The organism is Acinetobacter sp. 1566109 (assembly GCF_000582255.1).
In the GTDB taxonomy this organism is placed as follows: Bacteria; Pseudomonadota; Gammaproteobacteria; order Pseudomonadales; family Moraxellaceae; genus Acinetobacter; species Acinetobacter nosocomialis.
On sequence record NZ_JEYB01000066.1, the window covers coordinates 1 to 17,432 of the forward strand.

Here is a 17,432-nt window from a genome sequence, read left to right on the forward strand (position 1 = left end):
ACACCACCAAATATTCTAAATGCTTGAACTGTTAAAATTAAATTTCTTATTTGACAAAATTTAAGCATCCTTTTATAAAACCTCAACTAAAGTTGTGATTAATAGAAATGACTGAAACGAATCAAAGCCGTTTGTTGACTGTAGGTGAAGTTGCAAAACGCAGTGGTGTTGCAGTTTCAACGCTTCATTTTTACGAGTCTAAAGGTTTAATTAAAAGTATAAGAACCAATGGTAATCAACGTCGTTTTACTTTAGTGGTGTTGCGTTACATTGCGATCATTAAAATTGCCCAAAAAGTTGGGATTCCCTTAGATGAAATTAAACAAGCTTTAAGTAAGTATCCGATGGGATCTAAATTAACTGCACAGCAATGGAAAGAGTTATCTCTTGATTGGCGGAAAAGTTTGGATGATCGTATTCAAAAACTTACGCGACTTAGAGATGAAATGGATTGGTGTATAGGTTGTGGGTGCTTGTCATTAGAGCAATGTCCACTAAGAAATCCAAATGATGTATTGGGACAAGAAGGTGTTGGGGCACGTATTTTAGAAAGATCATAGCGCATAAATTTGTTGATTGATTCTATTGCTAATAATGTACCGCTTGGAATAATTAATTATTTTGTAAGTTACTCTCTATGAAGGTTTTTTATTGTAAACAGTTTATATAAAACATGAATTTTTTTGATATCTTTATTTTTTTTAGTAAGAAGTAAAATTTATGAAAAAAACTATCTTTCTTGGATTAGCGCTTGTTTCGTTAACGGCTTTTTTAGCAGTACAGCATAAAAAATTAACTCCACCAAAAAATTGGTTCACCAAATCCGGCAAGTCAATATTGTGTTGAACAAGGCGGAAAATTAGAAATTAGAAATGAAACAAATGGTCAGGTTGGATATTGTCATCTGCCAAATGGTCAAGTGGTCGAAGAGTGGAAGTTATTCCGTGATAACCAAGCTAACTGCGTAGCAGAAGAAGCTCAAAAATTAGTAGGGCAATCTGGCTTAACTGATGACCAAATTAAGCAAAAAACGAAGTCAGAAATTGTACGTAAAGTAGCTCCTGGTCAGCCAATGACGATGGATTACCGTTCAAACCGAGTAACTGTTACTATTGATCCAGCAACTCAAAAAATTACCAACGCGAACTGCGGTTAATTTTTTAACTAAAAATTGATAGAAGACTGAATAAGAAAGCCTGTCAAAAGATGGGCTTTTATTTTTTTAGTTTAAGAAGAATGGAAGAGAGGATATTGTTTTTCGCTATGCTTATGAACCTGATATAGCAGTTTTTATCTATTACGAAAAAAAGCCCCTAGCGGACTAGAGGCAGAAAAACTTCAGATGCAGGTAACAGGTGAATTATGCATCTGAGTTAAGTAGGTTGTATCAAACCATGTAAAGCACTTTACCAGTAAAAATGAGTAAAAATATGGAAGTGCGACTAATGGCTAATATGTGCTGTTTGTTATTTATACAAATTGATGTACTAAATTAATTTAAGAATTTTTCAAAACGTCTACGACAAAATTAAAAGCTTCAAAATCTGTGATTGTGTAGCAATTAGTTTAGAGAGAAGATTCAACCGTTGTCTTTTTATGCGACTACCCAATAGTTATTCGTGATTTGTACTTGGCTTAATGATAATTTTAGAGCTATCCGAAAGGACACAATAATGACGAACATACGAATAATAATGAATCGAAGGTAGGACTACGTGTTTATTAGTGTATTTGATCTTTTTAAAATTGGCATCGGCCCATCTAGCTCCCATACAGTTGGACCAATGCGTGCGGCATACAGTTTTGTGGATGATTTATTGAAGCAAAACGATTTACAAGCAACAGCTAGAGTTCAGGTGAAGTTATACGGTTCGCTGTCGGCAACCGGTGTCGGTCATGCGACAGATAAGGCTGTTCTGTTAGGTTTAATGGGTTTTGACCCTGAACATATCGATACCCAAGTAAGTACAAGCTTGATTGAAGATGTTCTTGAAAATAAAACAATCCAGCTTAATCGGCAAAAGAGTATTTCTTTTGACTATAAGCATGATGTGCTTTTTTTAGATGAATCTTTGCCTTATCACCCCAATGCAATGGAATTGATTGCGTATAACGAGGCTCAAGAAATTTTATATGCAGAAACTTACTATTCAGTAGGTGGTGGCTTTATTGTTAGCCAAAGACAATTAACACATACCCAAACTGAAACTAACGATGTTAAGGTTCCATATCCATTTCACAGTGCGGCTGAACTTTTAAACTTATGTAAGACTCATCATTTATCAGTGAGCGAGTTAATGCTTGAAAATGAAAAAAGCTGGCGTAGTGAAACTGAGATTCGCAGCAAGATTATGGAAATCTGGAAAGTGATGCAGCAGTGCATTCACAACGGATTAATTAATGAAGGAATATTACCGGGCGGATTAAACGTAAAACGTCGGGCCAAGAAAATTCACGATAAGTTATTAAATAAGAAAAACTCAAACCTGATTGTGACGACTTTTCATGCGATGGAATGGGTCAATTTATTTGCCTTAGCGGTAAATGAAGAAAATGCTGCTGGCGGTCGAGTAGTGACGGCACCTACAAATGGGGCCGCAGGAATTATTCCGGCAGTTTTATATTACTACGTGACTTTCTCTAAAGACTTTTCCGAAGATAAAGTGGTTCGTTTCTTTTTAAGTGCGGCAGCCGTTGGCATTTTATGTAAACTCAATGCTTCTATTTCTGGTGCAGAAGTAGGGTGTCAGGGCGAAGTCGGCTCGGCGTGTGCGATGGCTTCGGCAGGTTTAGCCGAGATTTTAGGTGCATCACCTGAGCAAGTGGAACATGCGGCTGAAATTGGGCTTGAACATAACTTGGGTTTAACGTGTGACCCGATTGGTGGTTTGGTTCAGGTGCCTTGCATTGAACGAAATGCAATTGCAGCTGTAAAAGCCATTAATGCAGCCCAAATGGCACTTCATGATGATGATGATGAACACTTTGTCACCCTAGATAAAGTGATTCAGACCATGAAAGAAACAGGCAAAGATATGTCTGAGAAATATAAAGAGACTTCAAAAGGTGGCCTCGCTGTTAACGCCATTGAGTGCTAAAAAAATGAGATGGGGACGAGGTGACCCCATCTCATTTTAAACATTAAGCCTCGCGAGCAACTAAAGTTAAAATGTCGTAAGTTGCGACAAGTTCACCGCGTTGGTTTTTGACTTTAATATCCCATACCACAACACCATGCGCAGGCTGAGAAGGGTCTTTTTGTGGTTTAGGTGTTTTTTGCTTACAGGTGAGTTCAACCTGAATCGAGTCACCAATTTTAACCGGTTCAACAAAGCGTAAGTTGTCCATACCATAATTGGCAATCACAGGGCCTTGTGCTGCATCTACAAATAGACCTGCTGCGGCAGACACAATAAAGTAACCGTGTGCCACACGCTCACCAAAGAAAGACTCGGCCGCTGCGATTTTGTCAGTATGCGCATAGAAGTAGTCACCACTTAAACAAGCAAAATTGACAATATCTGCTTCGGTGACTGTACGGCGCGCCGTTAATAAACGCTCACCAATCACTAACTCATCAAAAGACTTTTTAAATGGATGTACGCGGTCTTCGTTAACTTTCGAGCCAGCAGTCCATGAGTGGGTAATTTGCGTCAGACTGTTTGGAGAGCCTTGAATTGCAGTGCGCTGTATATAATGTTTAACGGCACGAATACCACCTAACTCTTCACCGCCACCTGCACGACCAGGGCCGCCATGTACTAAATGTGGAAGTGGTGAACCATGTCCTGTACTTTCTTTTGCTGACTCTGCGTCGAGTACATGCACACGCCCATGCCAAGGCGCAATTTTTTGAATAATCTGCTCAATATTCTCATCGTTATTTTTAACGACAGAAGCCACTAGGCTACCTTCACCACGTGAAACAAGGTCAGCGAGTTCTTCAATGTTTTGATATGGCATGAGTGTACATACCGGTCCGAAAGCTTCTGTGGTATGAACATTCGTTGCTTGTAAAGGTTGTTCGCACACCAATAAAGTTGGAGCGAAAAAAGCACCTTTTTCAGGATGATCTGCATTAAATTTAAAGCTATTGTTGCCACCAAAAACAATTTTTGCATCTTTGCTGAGTTCGGCAACTTTTTCTGCAACGTCATGTTTTTGTTTTATGCTCGCTAAAGCTCCCATGGTGGTTTCTTCTTTTTGAGGATCACCCACCACAACTTTAGCAAGTTTGGCAGTTAGCTTTTCTTGCACAGTCGCTAACAAATTTTCAGGAACGAAAGCACGACGAATTGCAGTACATTTTTGGCCTGCTTTGGTGGTCATTTCACGGAAGACTTCACGTACAAATAAATCGACAGTTTCTTCATTTGCCTCAGGGCTTAAAATTGCACTGTTTACCGAGTCGGCTTCCATACTAAATGGAATCGAATATTTATTAAGGTGAGGGTGATTACGTAATTTTTGACCTGTGTAAGCAGAACCTGTAAAGGTAACGTAGTCTTGTGGGCCTAGGAGGTCGAACAGGTCATAAGTCTGACCGCAAATGAGTTGTAGTGAGCCTTTTGGTAAGACATGTGTTTCTTCAATTGCTTTTACAACTGCTTGAGTTAATTGGGCACCATCAGTTGCTGGCTTCACAATACATGGCACACCTGCAAGTAGCGTCGGTGCAATCTTTTCAAGCATTCCCCAAATTGGGAAGTTAAAAGCATTAATGTGAACGGCAACACCTGCTTTAGGGCTTAAAATGTGTTTAGCGCCGAAAGTGCCATTTTTAGATAATTGAATCCAGCTATCTTCAGTAATAATTTTTTCATCATTGAGTTCACGGCGAACCAGACTTGAATAAGCAAATAATGTCTGGATCCCACCTTCAATATCAATCCACGCATCTTTACGAGTTGCGCCTGTCGCATAAGCAAGTTTGTAGAAGTCTTCCTTACGTTCAAGTAAATGTTGGGCAATTTGTTTTAACGCATTGGCACGTTGGTGAAACGTCCAGTTAGCCAGTTCTGAACCATTCTGTTTGGCATACTGAACAACACGTTTCATATCTATGCCATGACTACTTACGGCATAAATCGATTCACCTGTAATGGCATGATAAACGGTACGTAACTCTTCGTCAGACGAATGCCATGTTCCATAGACATAAGAAGCAAGATGAGGCAGTTGATGCTCAGACTGCTGAAAATCTGTGTCAGTTGAGGTTCCTTCTAGGTGTGCTTGTTCAAGCATGACCAAACTCCTTTTTTATTTGATACATCAATTATAAAAATTACAAAAATATGATTCATAATTTCAGATTAATTTGTATAAAAGTCAACTTTATTTTGATTTTTAAAAGTAAAAAAGTTTTTTACATTTAACTTAATTTTATAAATTTCAATAGCTTGAATTATTTTGTTGTTGTGAATTTAATTTGATACTAAAAAATTAGTTGACTTTGTTTTTTGTGTATCGAAAAATAGATTTAAGGGTGATACCTACAGGGAATGAAAGAATGGAAAACAATTACCAGAAATTTGAACAAAATATTGCCAATGAAATTACGATCGAGGCTAAGGATCAAATGCCTGATGCCTACCGCAAAACATTGATTCGTCAAATCGGGCAACATGGCCATTCTGAAATTGTAGGTATGTTGCCTGAAGGAAACTGGATTACGCGTGCGCCGACTTTAAAACGTAAAGCGGTTTTGCTCGCGAAAGTACAAGATGAAGCGGGTCATGGTTTATATCTGTATAGCGCGGCAGAAACCTTAGGTGCTGACCGTGATGACATGATGGAAAAGTTGATTAATGGGAAAATGAAATACTCATCAATCTTTAACTATCCAACTTTGACTTGGGCAGATGTCGCTGCAATTGGTTGGCTTGTCGATGGGGCAGCCATTGTGAACCAAGTTGCGCTTTGCCGTACTTCATATGGGCCATATGCACGTGCGATGGTACGTATTTGTAAAGAAGAAAGTTTCCACCAACGTCAAGGTTTTGAAGCCATGATGGCTTTGGCAAACGGTACACCAGAACAAAAACAAATGGCACAAGATGCAGTGAACCGTTTCTGGTGGCCAGCACTGATGATGTTTGGTCCAAGTGATGAGCACTCTCCAAACAGCGCACAAAGCATGGCGTGGAAAATCAAGCGTTTTAGTAATGATGAATTACGTCAAAAGTTTGTCGATAACACCGTACCACAAGTGTTGCAACTTGGCTTGGAAGTACCGGACCCAGATTTAAAGTTCAATGAAGAAACAGGCCATTATGAGTTTGGCGAGATTGACTGGCACGAATTTAATGAAGTGATTGCCGGACGTGGACCATGTAATCACGAGCGTATCGAAGCACGCCGTAAAGCATGGGAAAACGGCAAATGGGTTCGTGATGCAGCAGTGGTCTACGCGAAAAAACAGCAGCTTGAAGCGAACAAAGTGGCTTAACAAGATTTATGGAAAAATTTGAGGAAATCAAAATGGAAGATAAAAACAACTGGTCGCTCTACGAAGTATTTGTACGTAGTAAACAAGGCTTAAGCCACCGTCACGTAGGCAGTTTAAGAGCGCCTGATGATGAGATTGCACTGCAACACGCTCGTGATGTTTATACACGCCGTAATGAAGGAATTAGCATTTGGGTGGTTCGTTCAGAACTGATTAAGTCATCACAGCCAGATGAAAAAGCAGAATTTTTCGATCCTTCTTTAGACAAGGTTTATCGTCATCCGACTTTTTACCATATCCCAGATGGCATTGAGCACATGTAAGGGGAATGGCAAATGAATCATTCAGTTTTATCTAAATTCTTATTACATATTGGTGATAGCCAACTGGTTTTATCTCAGCGTTTGGCTGAATGGTGCGGGCATGCACCTGAGCTAGAAATTGATATTGCCTTAGCAAATATCGGCTTGGACTTATTGGGTCAGGCAAGAAACTTTCTGACTTTGGCTGGTCAATATGATGAAGCTAAACGTGATGAAGACCAACTTGCGTATTTCCGTACAGAACGTGAGTTTTTAAACCTATTGTTGTGTGAACAACCGAATGGCGATTTTGCACAAACGATTGTACGCCAGTGGTTGATGGACCATTACCATCTTCATTTATTTACGGCTTTAGCGAAAAGCTCACTTCCTGAATTAAGTGCGCTTGCTGTGAAATCTTTAAAAGAAGTGAAGTATCACATCCGTTTTTCGACAAGCTGGATGGAACGTTTAAGTTTAAGCACAGATGAAGCACATCAACGTGTGCAAGACGGTTTAAATAATTTATGGCGTTTCACTGCTGAGTTATTTGAACTGAGTGCAGACGAACAAGCATTAGTTGCAGAAGGTGTGATTCCAGATTTTTCAAATGAAAAAGAACAATGGAACCAAACCGTTGCAGATGAGCTTAAGCGTTTTGAATTAAATGTTGCTGTGAACGGTGCTTATCGCCGTGGTGCTAAACAAGGATTACATACCGAGCATTTAGGTTATTTGTTGGCTGAAATGCAATGTATTCAAAGAACTTATCCGGGAATGACCTGGTAAGACAAGGAGGTGAGCCATGCAAATGATTCGTCATTGCATCGATCAATGTTGGGATGTTCTACAAACGGTAAGTGACCCTGAAATTCCAGTTTTATCGGTTGTCGATTTAGGCATGATCCGCGGTGTAGAGATTAACGATCAACAAGAAATTATTGTTCGTCTAACTCCGACATATAGCGGTTGCCCAGCAACAGATATGCTCAAAGCACAAATTGTTGAGGCATTTACCGCAGAAGCTTTGACACCGGTCAAAGTCATGGTCGATTTATCAGAAGCATGGACCACGGACTGGATGTCTGAAGCAGGGAAAAAGAAACTGCAAGTTTATGGCATTGCACCACCTGAAGGGTTGGCGCATCAATGTGGAACTCACGTTCATTTAAATGATGGTGTCGAGTGCCCACGTTGTAAAAGCCGACATACCCGACTGTTAACAGAGTTTAGTTCCACCGCCTGTAAAGCACTTTATAAATGTCAGGACTGTCTTGAGCCTTTTGATTACTTCAAATGTATTTAAGTCTTTAGATAAGGAAATCAGCCATGAGCCAATTTGTACCATTAAAAGTAAAAAGTATTACGCCTCAAACCGATCAGGCAATTTGTATTGCATTTGAAGTTGTACCTGAACAACAAGAACAATTTCAATTTCAACCGGGGCAACATTTAACCATTCGCCATTTAACCGAAGCGGGTGAAATCCGTCGTTGTTATTCAATTTGTAGCTATGCGGGCAAAGAAGACATCAGTATTGCGGTTAAAAAGATTGATCAGGGTCAATTTTCAAACTGGGCAAATGACCATTTAAAAGTGGGCGATGTGCTTGAAGTGATGCCACCACAAGGTGTGTTTTTTCAAAAAGCAGCCAAGATGGGTGGACAAAACTATTTAGGCGTTGCTGCGGGCAGTGGTATCACACCAATTTTATCAATTATTAAACAAGTTTTATTTGAACAACCTGAAGCTAATTTTACCTTGCTCTATGGCAATCGCTCATGGAAACAAACCATGTTTGCCGAGCAAATTATGGATTTGAAAGATCAGTTTAAAGAACGTTTTCAACTCATCAATATTTTTTCACGTGAGTTCAATGACAGCGAACTCATGAATGGTCGTATTGATGCAGAAAAGCTTAAGCAACTTTTTGATTATGAAGTGCTTGAAACAAACTTCGACCATGTGTTTGCCTGCGGCCCAGATGAAATGATGAATGCCGTAGAAAATACTTTACCAAACTTTGGTATTGCCAAAGAGCGCATTCACACCGAACGTTTCCATACAGGACAAGCGCGTAAACGTAGTGTTGAAGCGGATGCAAACCGTAAAGAAGAAAAAGTAAACATCATTTTAGATGGCCGTGAACTGATTGTTTCTGTGGCTCAAGATGATGAAAGTATTCTTGATGCGGCTTTACGTGCTGGTGCCGACTTACCGTATGCATGTAAAGGTGGGGTATGTGCGACCTGTCGCTGTAAGGTGCTTTCAGGCGAAGTCGACATGTTCCTGAACTATAGTCTTGAAGAAGATGAAGTTGAAAAGGGCTATGTGCTGAGCTGTCAGACCTTACCAAAAGGCTCAAATGTTCGCTTGAGTTTTGATGAATAGAGGCTGTCATGCAAGAGTTGATCAAAGCCAGTACAGCTGCTGACGGTGTTTTGTTATTAACCTTAAACCGTCCGGAAAAAAGAAATGCCTTAAACAATGCGACATTGCAGTGTTTGTGCGAGTTGCTCGAAGAAGCTGAACATAATGCTCAAGTCAAAGCAGTGGTTTTAACGGGTAATGCTCAATGTTTTGCGGCTGGAGCAGATCTTAGCGAATTGGCTGCAATGGACACCGTGTCTTTGCAACTCGATATTCGCCCGAAGCTTTGGCAAAAAATTGATGCGTTTAGTAAACCCCTGATTAGTGCAGTCAATGGCTATGCCTTAGGCGCTGGGTTTGAGTTGGTTTTGCATTCAGATATGGTGATTTGCGGTGAAAATGCGCGTTTTGCATTACCTGAAATTGGCCTTGGTATGTTGCCGGGTGCAGGCGGAACACAGCGTTTAGCACGCTTGGTTGGACAACAACTCACCATGCGCTGGGCCATGACAGGTGAAATGATTTCGGCAAAACAGGCAGAGCAACATGGCATTTGCAGTCAAGTGGTGCCGACCGAATTAACCGTCGAATACGCCGTTCAACTGGCAGCCAAAATTGCCAAACAAGCGCCTTTAGCGATTCGTGTGATTAAACAATCAATTAAAAGTATTCATGAAACAACGTTAAGTCAGGGACTCAAGTTTGAACGTCAAAACTTTGTCTGGCTGGCGGCTACAAAAGATCGAAACGAAGGGATTAATGCTTTTTTTGAGAAAAGAAAGCCAGTGTTTAGAGGTGAGTGATGGACTATCAAAATATTATTGCTGAAGAAAAAAATGGTGTCGGCTACCTGACATTTAACCGCCCAAAAGCACTGAATAGCTTTAACGTTGATATGCACCGTGAAGTGGCTGAGGTTTTAAACCTGTGGACCAAAAATCCGGATGTTCGTTGTGTGGTGATTAGTGGCGAAGGCCGTGGCTTTTGTGCAGGGCAAGACTTAGGCGACCGTGTAGTTGACCCAAACGCTGAAGCTCCAGATTTAGGATATTCCATTGAAACTTACTATAACCCGCTCATTAAAACGATTGTAAATATGCCAAAGCCTGTGATTTGCGCCGTAAATGGTGTAGCAGCAGGTGCAGGGGCAAATATTGCACTGGCATGTGATTTGGTGATTGCAGCCAAATCGGCAAACTTTGTACAAGCATTTTGTCGCTTAGGTTTAGTTCCAGACTCGGCTGGTACATGGTTTTTACCACGTGCTGTAGGCCATGCACGTGCGATGGGATTGGCTTTGTTAGGTGACAAGCTACCAGCAGAAACCGCAAAAGAATGGGGCATGATTTGGGATGTGGTTGAAGATACCGAGCTTAAAACAAAAGTGACTGAACTTGCTGAACGTTTAGCGAAACAGCCTACTTTTGGTCTATCTCTTATTAAAAAAGCCATTCATCAATCAAGTAATAACACCTTTGATGAGCAAATGCTGTTAGAGCGTGACTTACAACGCATTGCGGGTCGTTCCGAAGATTATCGTGAAGGGGTACAAGCCTTTATGAATAAACGTGAACCAAATTTTAAAGGGCGCTAAGCATGACAGATTTAGATTTATCTCGTGCCCGAATTGCCGTTATTGGTTCTGGCACCATGGGCATCGGCATTGCCCAGTTAGCCATTGTTAATGGGCACTCGACTGTTTTATATGATCTGGACGCTCAAAAAGCGCAACAAGCCGCTCAAGGCTTAGGACAGACATTTAAAAAGCTGGTTGAAAAGAATAAGCTCACAGATCAGCAAGCTGATGAAGCCTTAGCGCGTTTAACGGTGGTCAATCAGGTTGAAGCGCTGCGTGATGCTGACTTGGTCATTGAAGCAGTCGTCGAGAAAAAAGAAGTTAAACAGTCTTTATTTAAGCAACTCGCTGAAATTTGTAGTGCGCAAACCATTTTTGCAAGTAACACATCTTCAATTTCAGTGACTGCAATTTCGGCGGGTATTGCTCACTCAGAGCGCGTAGTGGGTTTACACTTTTTTAACCCTGCACCAGTCATGAAACTGGTCGAAATTGTACAAGGCTTAAAAACACCAAACAGCTTATGTTTGGCTCTAAAAAACTTGATGTTGAATTGGAAAAAAATCCCAGTACTCACCAAGTCGACCCCAGGGTTTATTGTTAACCGAATTGCACGTCCGTTTTATGCAGAAGGCTTTAGAGCACTGCAAGAACAAGTCACCAGCTACGACCAACTCGACTATGCCTTAAAGCAGTGTGGCGGTTTTGCGATGGGGCCGTGTGAACTTACTGACCTTATTGGTCAAGATGTTAACTTTTCGGTAACTCAAAGCGTTTACCAAGAGTTTTTTTACGAGCCACGCTACCGTCCAAGCCTCATTCAAAAAGAATTGGTCGATGCAGGTGCTTGGGGCCGTAAGTCAAAACAGGGCTTTTATAGTTATAACGAAAAAAATCAGTACGAGACATTTCAGCCTCAAGCTGTAGTTGCCACACCAGTTGATGCCCATATTCAGCTAAAAGGGACTTGGTCTCAGCTACCTGCTTTTTTAACGCGTTTAGGTTTAAAAAGCGGATCTGCTAGCGACGACAATATCCTTCAAATTGATGATATCGACTTGCGTTTAAGCCAAGGTGAGTCTGCCAATATTCATTACTTAAGCCGTAAAGTGGTTTTAATGGATTGGCATCATGATTTTGAGCACGCAGAGGCTTTAGTACTCAGTCATAACGAGCTTTGTGTAGCAAGTGATCTGGCTAAAGTTGAGGCTTACTTTGCACAGTTTGGTATCAGCGTGATGTGGATTAAAGACCATCCGGCACTGTTAACCTTACGCACCATCGCTTTACTTATTAATGAAGCCTGTGAAGCAAGTTTACATGGTATTGCGAGTCTGGAAGATATTGATAATGCCATGAAATATGGAGTGAATTATCCTAAAGGTCCTTACCAGTGGTTGACACAAATGGGCGGTGCTTATGTGCTCCAAACCTTAAATAACTTATATGCACTGTATGGAGAGGAAAAATATCGCGCGAGTATCTACCTCAAGCAATATGTAGCGAAAACTCAAAACATTGCTACTCAATATTCACGTGATATGACCGAATTTGCATAATCAGGAGTCAACATGGAAGACGTTTTAATTTGCGATTTTATTCGTACCCCAATTGGACGATATGCAGGTGCCTTAAGTGCAGTACGTGCAGATGATTTAGCTGCATTGCCCATCAAATATTTAAAAGATAAACACCCGAACTTGCCGTGGAATACGGTAGACGAAGTGTTTTTAGGATGTGCCAACCAAGCAGGTGAAGACAACCGTAACGTTGCACGTATGGCAACACTGTTAGCAGGCTTACCTGATACAGTACCAGCAATTACCGTCAATCGCTTGTGTGCATCGGGTTTAGATGCGGTGGGACTTGCGGCACGCTCAATTAAAGCAGGTGAAGCACAGTTTGTGTTGGCAGGTGGTGTTGAGTCAATGAGCCGTGCACCATTTGTACAAGCTAAACCAACAGAAGCGTTTAGCCGTACACCTGAAATTTATGACACCACCATTGGCTGGCGCTTTGTAAATAAGCAACTCAAAGCACAATACGGCACCGATAGCATGCCGGAAACTGCTGAAAATGTAGCTGAAAAATATCAGATTAGTCGTGAAGACCAAGATGCTTTTGCATTGCGTAGCCAACAAAAAACCGCTGCGGCACAACAAAACGGTTTCTTTAACGATGAGATTTTGCCTGTCGAGATTACAGACCGTAAGAAAAACGTGGTTGTGGTGAACCGTGATGAACATCCGCGTGAAACGACCCTTGAAGCACTCGCAAAACTAAAAGCGCCTTTTAAAAAAGAAGGTGGCTCGGTGACTGCCGGAAATGCCTCTGGTGTAAATGATGGTGCCGCGTGTGTGTTAATTACCAACCGTGAATTTGCAAATACACATGGTTTAAAACCTTTAGCACGTGTGATTGGCATTGCAAGTGCAGGGGTTGAACCCAAATATATGGGTATAGGTCCTGTTCCGGCTGTGCAGAAAATTTTAAAGCAAACAGGTTTAACGCTAGATCAGATGGATGTGATTGAGCTGAATGAAGCATTCGCAGCCCAATCTTTGGCTTGTATGCGTGAACTTGGTTTAAAAGATGACGATGAACGCGTGAACCCAAATGGCGGTGCGATTGCGTTAGGACATCCGCTCGGTATGAGTGGTACACGTTTAGTGATTACAGCAACACGTGAGCTAAAAAAACGCGGTGGACGCTATGCACTTTGCACGATGTGTGTAGGTGTTGGACAAGGCGTCGCACTGATTTTGGAAAACTTAAATTAATTCAGACGGTTTTTAAAATTACATAATGAGGAGATAGGCGATGGACAGCCTCACAACGGATAATGTTGAGCAATTAACACTTGCAGAGCTTAGAGAGCTGCAAACGAAACGGTTAAAACAAACCCTGACTTTTGTATATGAAAATAGTCCGGTGTATAAGAAAAAGTTCGACGAAGCGGGTGTACATCCTGATGACTTCGTAACTTTAGATGATCTGGCGAAGTTTCCATTTACCACCAAACAGGATTTAAGAGACAACTATCCGTTTGGAATGTTTGCTGTACCGCAAGAGCAAATTGTGCGTTTACATGCGTCATCGGGTACAACGGGTAAACCGACAGTAGTGGGTTATACCCAAAAAGATATTAATACTTGGTCGGACATTGTTGCGCGTTGCTTACGTATGGCAGGTTTAACCGCGAAAGACATCGTTCAGGTGGCTTATGGCTATGGACTGTTTACGGGTGGTTTAGGCGCACATTATGGTGCCGAGCGCTTAGGTGCAACGGTTATTCCAATGTCTGGCGGCCAAACTGAAAAGCAAGTTCAGCTTATTCAAGACTTTAAACCGACTGCAATTATGGTTACGCCATCATATTGCGTGAGTATTATTGAAAAGCTCGAACAACAATTTGGTACGGCACGTAATACGTCTTTAAAAGTCGGTATTTTTGGTGCCGAGCCGTGGACTAACGAACTGCGCCGTGAAATCGAAGAACGCCTTAATATTAAAGCACTCGATATTTATGGCTTGTCTGAGGTCATGGGGCCGGGCGTTGCCATGCAGTGTTTAGGCGAGGGTGAGGGATTAACCATTTGGGAAGATCATTTCTACCCAGAAATTATTAACCCTGAAACAGGTGAAGTCTGTAAAGATGGCGAACTTGGCGAGCTCGTCTTTACGACTATTACCAAAGAAGGTTTACCGATTATTCGTTACCGTACTCGTGATTTGACCCGCTTACTACCAGGTGAAAATCTGGCGATGCGTAAAATGGATAAAATTGTGGGCCGTAGTGACGACATGCTGATTATTCGCGGTGTGAACGTTTTCCCGACTCAAATTGAAGAGCAAATTTTGCAAGTTCCGCATTTAGTTCCAAATTATGAAATTTTGGTGACTAAAAAAGGCCATATGGATACTTTGCATATTCGTACAGAGATGTGTCATAACTGTACTATACAGGCCAATCAACTTGCTCAGGAGTTGATGAAACGCATTAAAACCATGATTGGGATTAGCGTTACTGTAGAAGTTGTGACAGAAGCGACCTTACCTCGTTCGGAAGGTAAGGCAAAGCGGGTAATCGATATGCGTCAGATTGCTTAACATCAAGATCATTCAGGGTATAGAATCTATACCCTGAAACTAAACGCCAAGACATGAGTATGAGTGCAAAAATACAGCAAATAATTGATTCTGTTGTAAAGAATGAAACCTTAAGTGGAACTTCGCTTATTTCGACAATTTTTGGAGATTCAGTACTTCATCGGGGTGGAAACATTAGTCTTGCAAGCCTGATTCAGTTATTAGAGCTGTTTGGTTTTAATGACCGTGCTGTAAGAACCTCTGTTTTTCGTTTAGTTAAAAATGATTGGTTATGTTCAGACAAAATCGGCAGAACCAGTTTTTATCGAATTACCGATTCGAGCCGTTCGACTTATTTGCAAGCCGAACAACGTATTTATAACGACCAGATGAAAGAGTGGGACCATTATTGGGATCTTATTCTGATGTCTAGCCTCGACACTGAAAATAAAGCGTTGCTAAAGAAAGAACTGGAATGGTTAGGGTTTGCCAATATTTCGACAAACTTAATGGCTTATCCGGGTTGTAACCGTATTGAACTGCAACGTTTGTTGGTTGACTTAAATATGAGTGAGCAAGTGGTGGTGTTTAAAGCCGAAACCTTGCAGCTTTTTAATAACTCGGTCGATACCATTGGTCGTATGCTCAGAACCAACTGGCCAATCGATGAATTACGCCAAAGATACCTACAGTTTCTCGATATTTTTAGAGAAATTGGCGTGTTGCTGATGCAGGAAAACGAACAACTCGAACCAGTTCAGGCCTTTCAAATTCGAACTTTGCTGATTCATTATTATCGACGGATTTTATTAAAAGACCCAGCACTACCGCTTGAGTTGTTGCCAACTGACTGGCCCGCGATTAGTGCACGAACGTTATCAATGAATATTTATAAAAAAGTATTTGAACCTGCGGATGAATACTTCTTGTCTGTTGCCGCAACAGCAGAAGGACCAATGCCAAATGCCACAGCACATTATTGGCGCCGTTTCGGAGGTTTGGTGGCGACAAATGAGAGGTTAAATCATGCCTTGTTATAGTATTGACGGTGTTATTCCAGTCGTTAGCCCAGACGCTTTTGTACACCCAACTGCTGTTTTAATTGGTGATGTGATTATTGAAGCGGGCGTATATGTGGGGCCATTTGCTTCATTGCGTGCCGATTTTGGTCGTATTCATATTAAGCAAAATGCCAATATACAAGATAGCTGCACCGTACATGGCTTTCCGCAAAGCGTGACTTTAGTTGAGGAAATGGGGCACATTGGGCATGGCACAACTTTACATGGTTGCCGCATTGGAAAAAATGTTTTGGTCGGCATGAACAGCGTAATTTTGGACTATGCTGAAATTGGTGAAAACACCATTATTGGTGCAAATAGTTTAGTCAAAACCAAAGATATTATTCCGGCAAATGTATTGGCAATGGGGAGTCCAGCCAAAGTTGCACGTGAGCTCTCAGAACAAGAAAAAAAATGGAAAACTAGAGGCACGCAAGAATACATGGAGCTTGCACAGCGCTGCTTAAGTACAATGCAAGAAGTTCAGCCTTTAAGCTCAGAGTTGGATGACCGCCTGACCTATAAGGACTTTAGTTCTTCAAACTATCAGATTAAACAAGATAGCGTTTAACGGCTTATAAAGTCGATTTCAATACAGATAGGTTCATCACATTTAAGGAATACTCGCACGAGTAGGGAGACGTTTGTGCAAAATATGGAAACGACTGCGGTTGATCAATTCGCAGAACTATTGGGTGTTCAAGTGCTGCATCGCAGTTTTGATGAAGCGCGTTGTCAGCTTAATGTAAAAGACGAACACATGAATGCCTTGGGCGGCGTGCATGGTGGCGTGATATTTTCTTTAGCCGATATTGCTTTTGCGATGGCTTGTAATGCAGGGGATGCGCCATATACAGGCTTACAGGCAGACATTCGCTATATGAGCGGTGCGAAAGATAGGGTGTTATTTGCAACGGCAACCAAGGTCGGCAGTAGTAAAAAATTCGCGCATTATGAAGTGGTGAGAGCCTGTAAATTATTTTGTGTAAGTTCCATTTTTTATAAATGATCTTTTAATCGATCATCGAACTGAATCGTAAACCAATTCATTGCTAAACGCCAATTTTGAATTGGCATCGTCCATTTCTTCGCAGCATTTGATGTTGCTAAGTAAATGACCTTCTTTACTGAGTCATCAGATGAAAAGATTTTCCTTTTCTTCGTTGAATGGCGTATTACGCTATTCAACGACTCAATCGCATTTGTTGTATAAATAGCATGACGTATTTCGGCTGGATAGCTAAAGATCGTTCGGATATTTTCCCAATTGGCCCGCCAGGATTCTCCAATTTTGGGATACTGGTGATTCCATTGATCACAGAAGATGTCTAGGGACTTTAAAGCATTTTCCTCTGTACTTGCCTGATAAATCGCTTTCAGACCCGACGTAACAGCCTTGTAGTCTTTCCAGCTTACAAATCTCAGGCTATTGCGTACAACATGCACAATACACAGTTGAATATCAGTATGAGGGTAAACAGAGGCTATCGCGTCAGGAAAGCCTTTTAATCCATCTACACAGGCAACAAGAATGTCCTGTACTCCTCGATTTTTTAGCTCTGTCATGACTGACAGCCAGAATTTGG

At 41.3% G+C, this 17,432-nt stretch carries 15 protein-coding genes and 3 pseudogenes; 16 read left to right on the forward strand and 2 right to left on the reverse strand.

All coding sequences use genetic code 11. The features are described 5' to 3' along the window. The first annotated feature begins 107 nt into the window (after nucleotides 1-107). The 3 genes and pseudogenes from soxR (at nucleotide 108) to J582_RS21870 (ending at nucleotide 3,098) form a co-directional block, all read left to right on the forward strand. On the forward strand, nucleotides 108-560 hold the full coding sequence (gene soxR, locus J582_RS21865) for a redox-sensitive transcriptional activator SoxR (protein WP_002048264.1): 453 nt from the start codon (nucleotides 108-110) through the stop codon (nucleotides 558-560). Between the two features lie 160 nt (nucleotides 561-720). Next, nucleotides 721-1,156: pseudogene (locus tag J582_RS0105200) on the forward strand (I78 family peptidase inhibitor). A 559-nt stretch (nucleotides 1,157-1,715) separates the two neighbouring features. Continuing rightward, entirely contained in the window at nucleotides 1,716-3,098 is a 1,383-nt protein-coding gene (locus J582_RS21870) for an L-serine ammonia-lyase (RefSeq protein WP_004887795.1), read from the forward strand. 43 nt (nucleotides 3,099-3,141) lie between these two features. On the opposite strand, the gene paaZ is transcribed toward J582_RS21870, so the two are convergent. Then, complete coding sequence (paaZ, locus tag J582_RS21875) at nucleotides 3,142-5,244, reverse strand: phenylacetic acid degradation bifunctional protein PaaZ (RefSeq protein WP_032048591.1); 2,103 nt, start codon at nucleotides 5,242-5,244, stop codon at nucleotides 3,142-3,144. Nucleotides 5,245-5,509: 265 nt separating this feature from the next. Here paaZ and paaA point away from each other — a divergent pair, with 265 nt between their 5' ends. From paaA to J582_RS21940, 13 genes and pseudogenes are all read left to right on the forward strand, one after another. Next, nucleotides 5,510-6,448, forward strand: a complete 939-nt coding sequence (paaA, locus tag J582_RS21880) for a 1,2-phenylacetyl-CoA epoxidase subunit PaaA (RefSeq protein WP_000431128.1) — start codon at nucleotides 5,510-5,512, stop codon at nucleotides 6,446-6,448. A gap of 32 nt (nucleotides 6,449-6,480) precedes the next feature. After that, complete coding sequence (paaB, locus tag J582_RS21885; protein ID WP_000389648.1) at nucleotides 6,481-6,771, forward strand: 1,2-phenylacetyl-CoA epoxidase subunit PaaB; 291 nt, start codon at nucleotides 6,481-6,483, stop codon at nucleotides 6,769-6,771. A gap of 12 nt (nucleotides 6,772-6,783) precedes the next feature. Then, nucleotides 6,784-7,539 carry a 1,2-phenylacetyl-CoA epoxidase subunit PaaC gene (gene paaC / locus J582_RS21890; RefSeq protein WP_032048592.1) on the forward strand — a complete coding sequence of 252 codons (756 nt, stop codon included), beginning with the start codon at nucleotides 6,784-6,786 and terminating at the stop codon, nucleotides 7,537-7,539. Nucleotides 7,540-7,555: 16 nt separating this feature from the next. After that, nucleotides 7,556-8,056 carry a 1,2-phenylacetyl-CoA epoxidase subunit PaaD gene (gene paaD, locus J582_RS21895; RefSeq protein WP_001177938.1) on the forward strand — a complete coding sequence of 167 codons (501 nt, stop codon included), beginning with the start codon at nucleotides 7,556-7,558 and terminating at the stop codon, nucleotides 8,054-8,056. 23 nt (nucleotides 8,057-8,079) lie between these two features. Then, entirely contained in the window at nucleotides 8,080-9,141 is a 1,062-nt protein-coding gene (paaE, locus tag J582_RS21900; protein ID WP_032048593.1) for a 1,2-phenylacetyl-CoA epoxidase subunit PaaE, read from the forward strand. A gap of 8 nt (nucleotides 9,142-9,149) precedes the next feature. Next, entirely contained in the window at nucleotides 9,150-9,923 is a 774-nt protein-coding gene (locus J582_RS21905; RefSeq protein ID WP_032048594.1) for an enoyl-CoA hydratase-related protein, read from the forward strand. Beyond that, on the forward strand, nucleotides 9,923-10,714 hold the full coding sequence (gene paaG, locus J582_RS21910) for a 2-(1,2-epoxy-1,2-dihydrophenyl)acetyl-CoA isomerase PaaG (protein WP_005132368.1): 792 nt from the start codon (nucleotides 9,923-9,925) through the stop codon (nucleotides 10,712-10,714). Before J582_RS21905 ends, paaG begins: the two co-directional genes overlap by 1 nt. 2 nt (nucleotides 10,715-10,716) lie before the next feature. After that, nucleotides 10,717-12,255, forward strand: a complete 1,539-nt coding sequence (locus J582_RS21915) for a 3-hydroxyacyl-CoA dehydrogenase (protein ID WP_032048595.1) — start codon at nucleotides 10,717-10,719, stop codon at nucleotides 12,253-12,255. Nucleotides 12,256-12,267: 12 nt separating this feature from the next. Then, nucleotides 12,268-13,476 carry a 3-oxoadipyl-CoA thiolase gene (pcaF, locus tag J582_RS21920; RefSeq protein ID WP_032048596.1) on the forward strand — a complete coding sequence of 403 codons (1,209 nt, stop codon included), beginning with the start codon at nucleotides 12,268-12,270 and terminating at the stop codon, nucleotides 13,474-13,476. Nucleotides 13,477-13,516: 40 nt separating this feature from the next. Then, entirely contained in the window at nucleotides 13,517-14,806 is a 1,290-nt protein-coding gene (gene paaK, locus J582_RS21925) for a phenylacetate--CoA ligase PaaK (protein WP_032048597.1), read from the forward strand. 53 nt (nucleotides 14,807-14,859) lie between these two features. Further along, nucleotides 14,860-15,825, forward strand: a complete 966-nt coding sequence (gene paaX, locus J582_RS21930; RefSeq protein ID WP_000062822.1) for a phenylacetic acid degradation operon negative regulatory protein PaaX — start codon at nucleotides 14,860-14,862, stop codon at nucleotides 15,823-15,825. Continuing rightward, nucleotides 15,812-16,417, forward strand: a complete 606-nt coding sequence (locus J582_RS21935; protein WP_032048598.1) for a DapH/DapD/GlmU-related protein — start codon at nucleotides 15,812-15,814, stop codon at nucleotides 16,415-16,417. The genes paaX and J582_RS21935 overlap by 14 nt, the downstream gene beginning before the upstream one ends. A gap of 75 nt (nucleotides 16,418-16,492) precedes the next feature. Next, nucleotides 16,493-16,810: pseudogene (locus J582_RS21940) on the forward strand (PaaI family thioesterase); the annotation flags it as partial. A 35-nt stretch (nucleotides 16,811-16,845) separates the two neighbouring features. Here J582_RS21940 and J582_RS21945 read toward each other — a convergent pair. Continuing rightward, nucleotides 16,846-17,432 (reverse strand): annotated as a pseudogene (locus J582_RS21945) (IS256-like element ISAba26 family transposase); the annotation flags it as partial.

Bases quoted from the DNA above. Each gene is read 5' to 3' on its own strand.
- soxR (WP_002048264.1), top strand. From the start codon at position 108: ATGACTGAAACGAATCAAAGCCGTTTGTTGACTGTAGGTGAAGTTGCA.
- paaZ (WP_032048591.1), bottom strand. From the start codon at position 5,244: ATGCTTGAACAAGCACACCTAGAAGGAACCTCAACTGACACAGATTTT.
- paaA (WP_000431128.1), top strand. From the start codon at position 5,510: ATGGAAAACAATTACCAGAAATTTGAACAAAATATTGCCAATGAAATT.
- paaB (WP_000389648.1), top strand. From the start codon at position 6,481: ATGGAAGATAAAAACAACTGGTCGCTCTACGAAGTATTTGTACGTAGT.
- paaC (WP_032048592.1), top strand. From the start codon at position 6,784: ATGAATCATTCAGTTTTATCTAAATTCTTATTACATATTGGTGATAGC.
- paaD (WP_001177938.1), top strand. From the start codon at position 7,556: ATGCAAATGATTCGTCATTGCATCGATCAATGTTGGGATGTTCTACAA.
- paaE (WP_032048593.1), top strand. From the start codon at position 8,080: ATGAGCCAATTTGTACCATTAAAAGTAAAAAGTATTACGCCTCAAACC.
- J582_RS21905 (WP_032048594.1), top strand. From the start codon at position 9,150: ATGCAAGAGTTGATCAAAGCCAGTACAGCTGCTGACGGTGTTTTGTTA.
- paaG (WP_005132368.1), top strand. From the start codon at position 9,923: ATGGACTATCAAAATATTATTGCTGAAGAAAAAAATGGTGTCGGCTAC.
- J582_RS21915 (WP_032048595.1), top strand. From the start codon at position 10,717: ATGACAGATTTAGATTTATCTCGTGCCCGAATTGCCGTTATTGGTTCT.
- pcaF (WP_032048596.1), top strand. From the start codon at position 12,268: ATGGAAGACGTTTTAATTTGCGATTTTATTCGTACCCCAATTGGACGA.
- paaK (WP_032048597.1), top strand. From the start codon at position 13,517: ATGGACAGCCTCACAACGGATAATGTTGAGCAATTAACACTTGCAGAG.
- paaX (WP_000062822.1), top strand. From the start codon at position 14,860: ATGAGTATGAGTGCAAAAATACAGCAAATAATTGATTCTGTTGTAAAG.
- J582_RS21935 (WP_032048598.1), top strand. From the start codon at position 15,812: ATGCCTTGTTATAGTATTGACGGTGTTATTCCAGTCGTTAGCCCAGAC.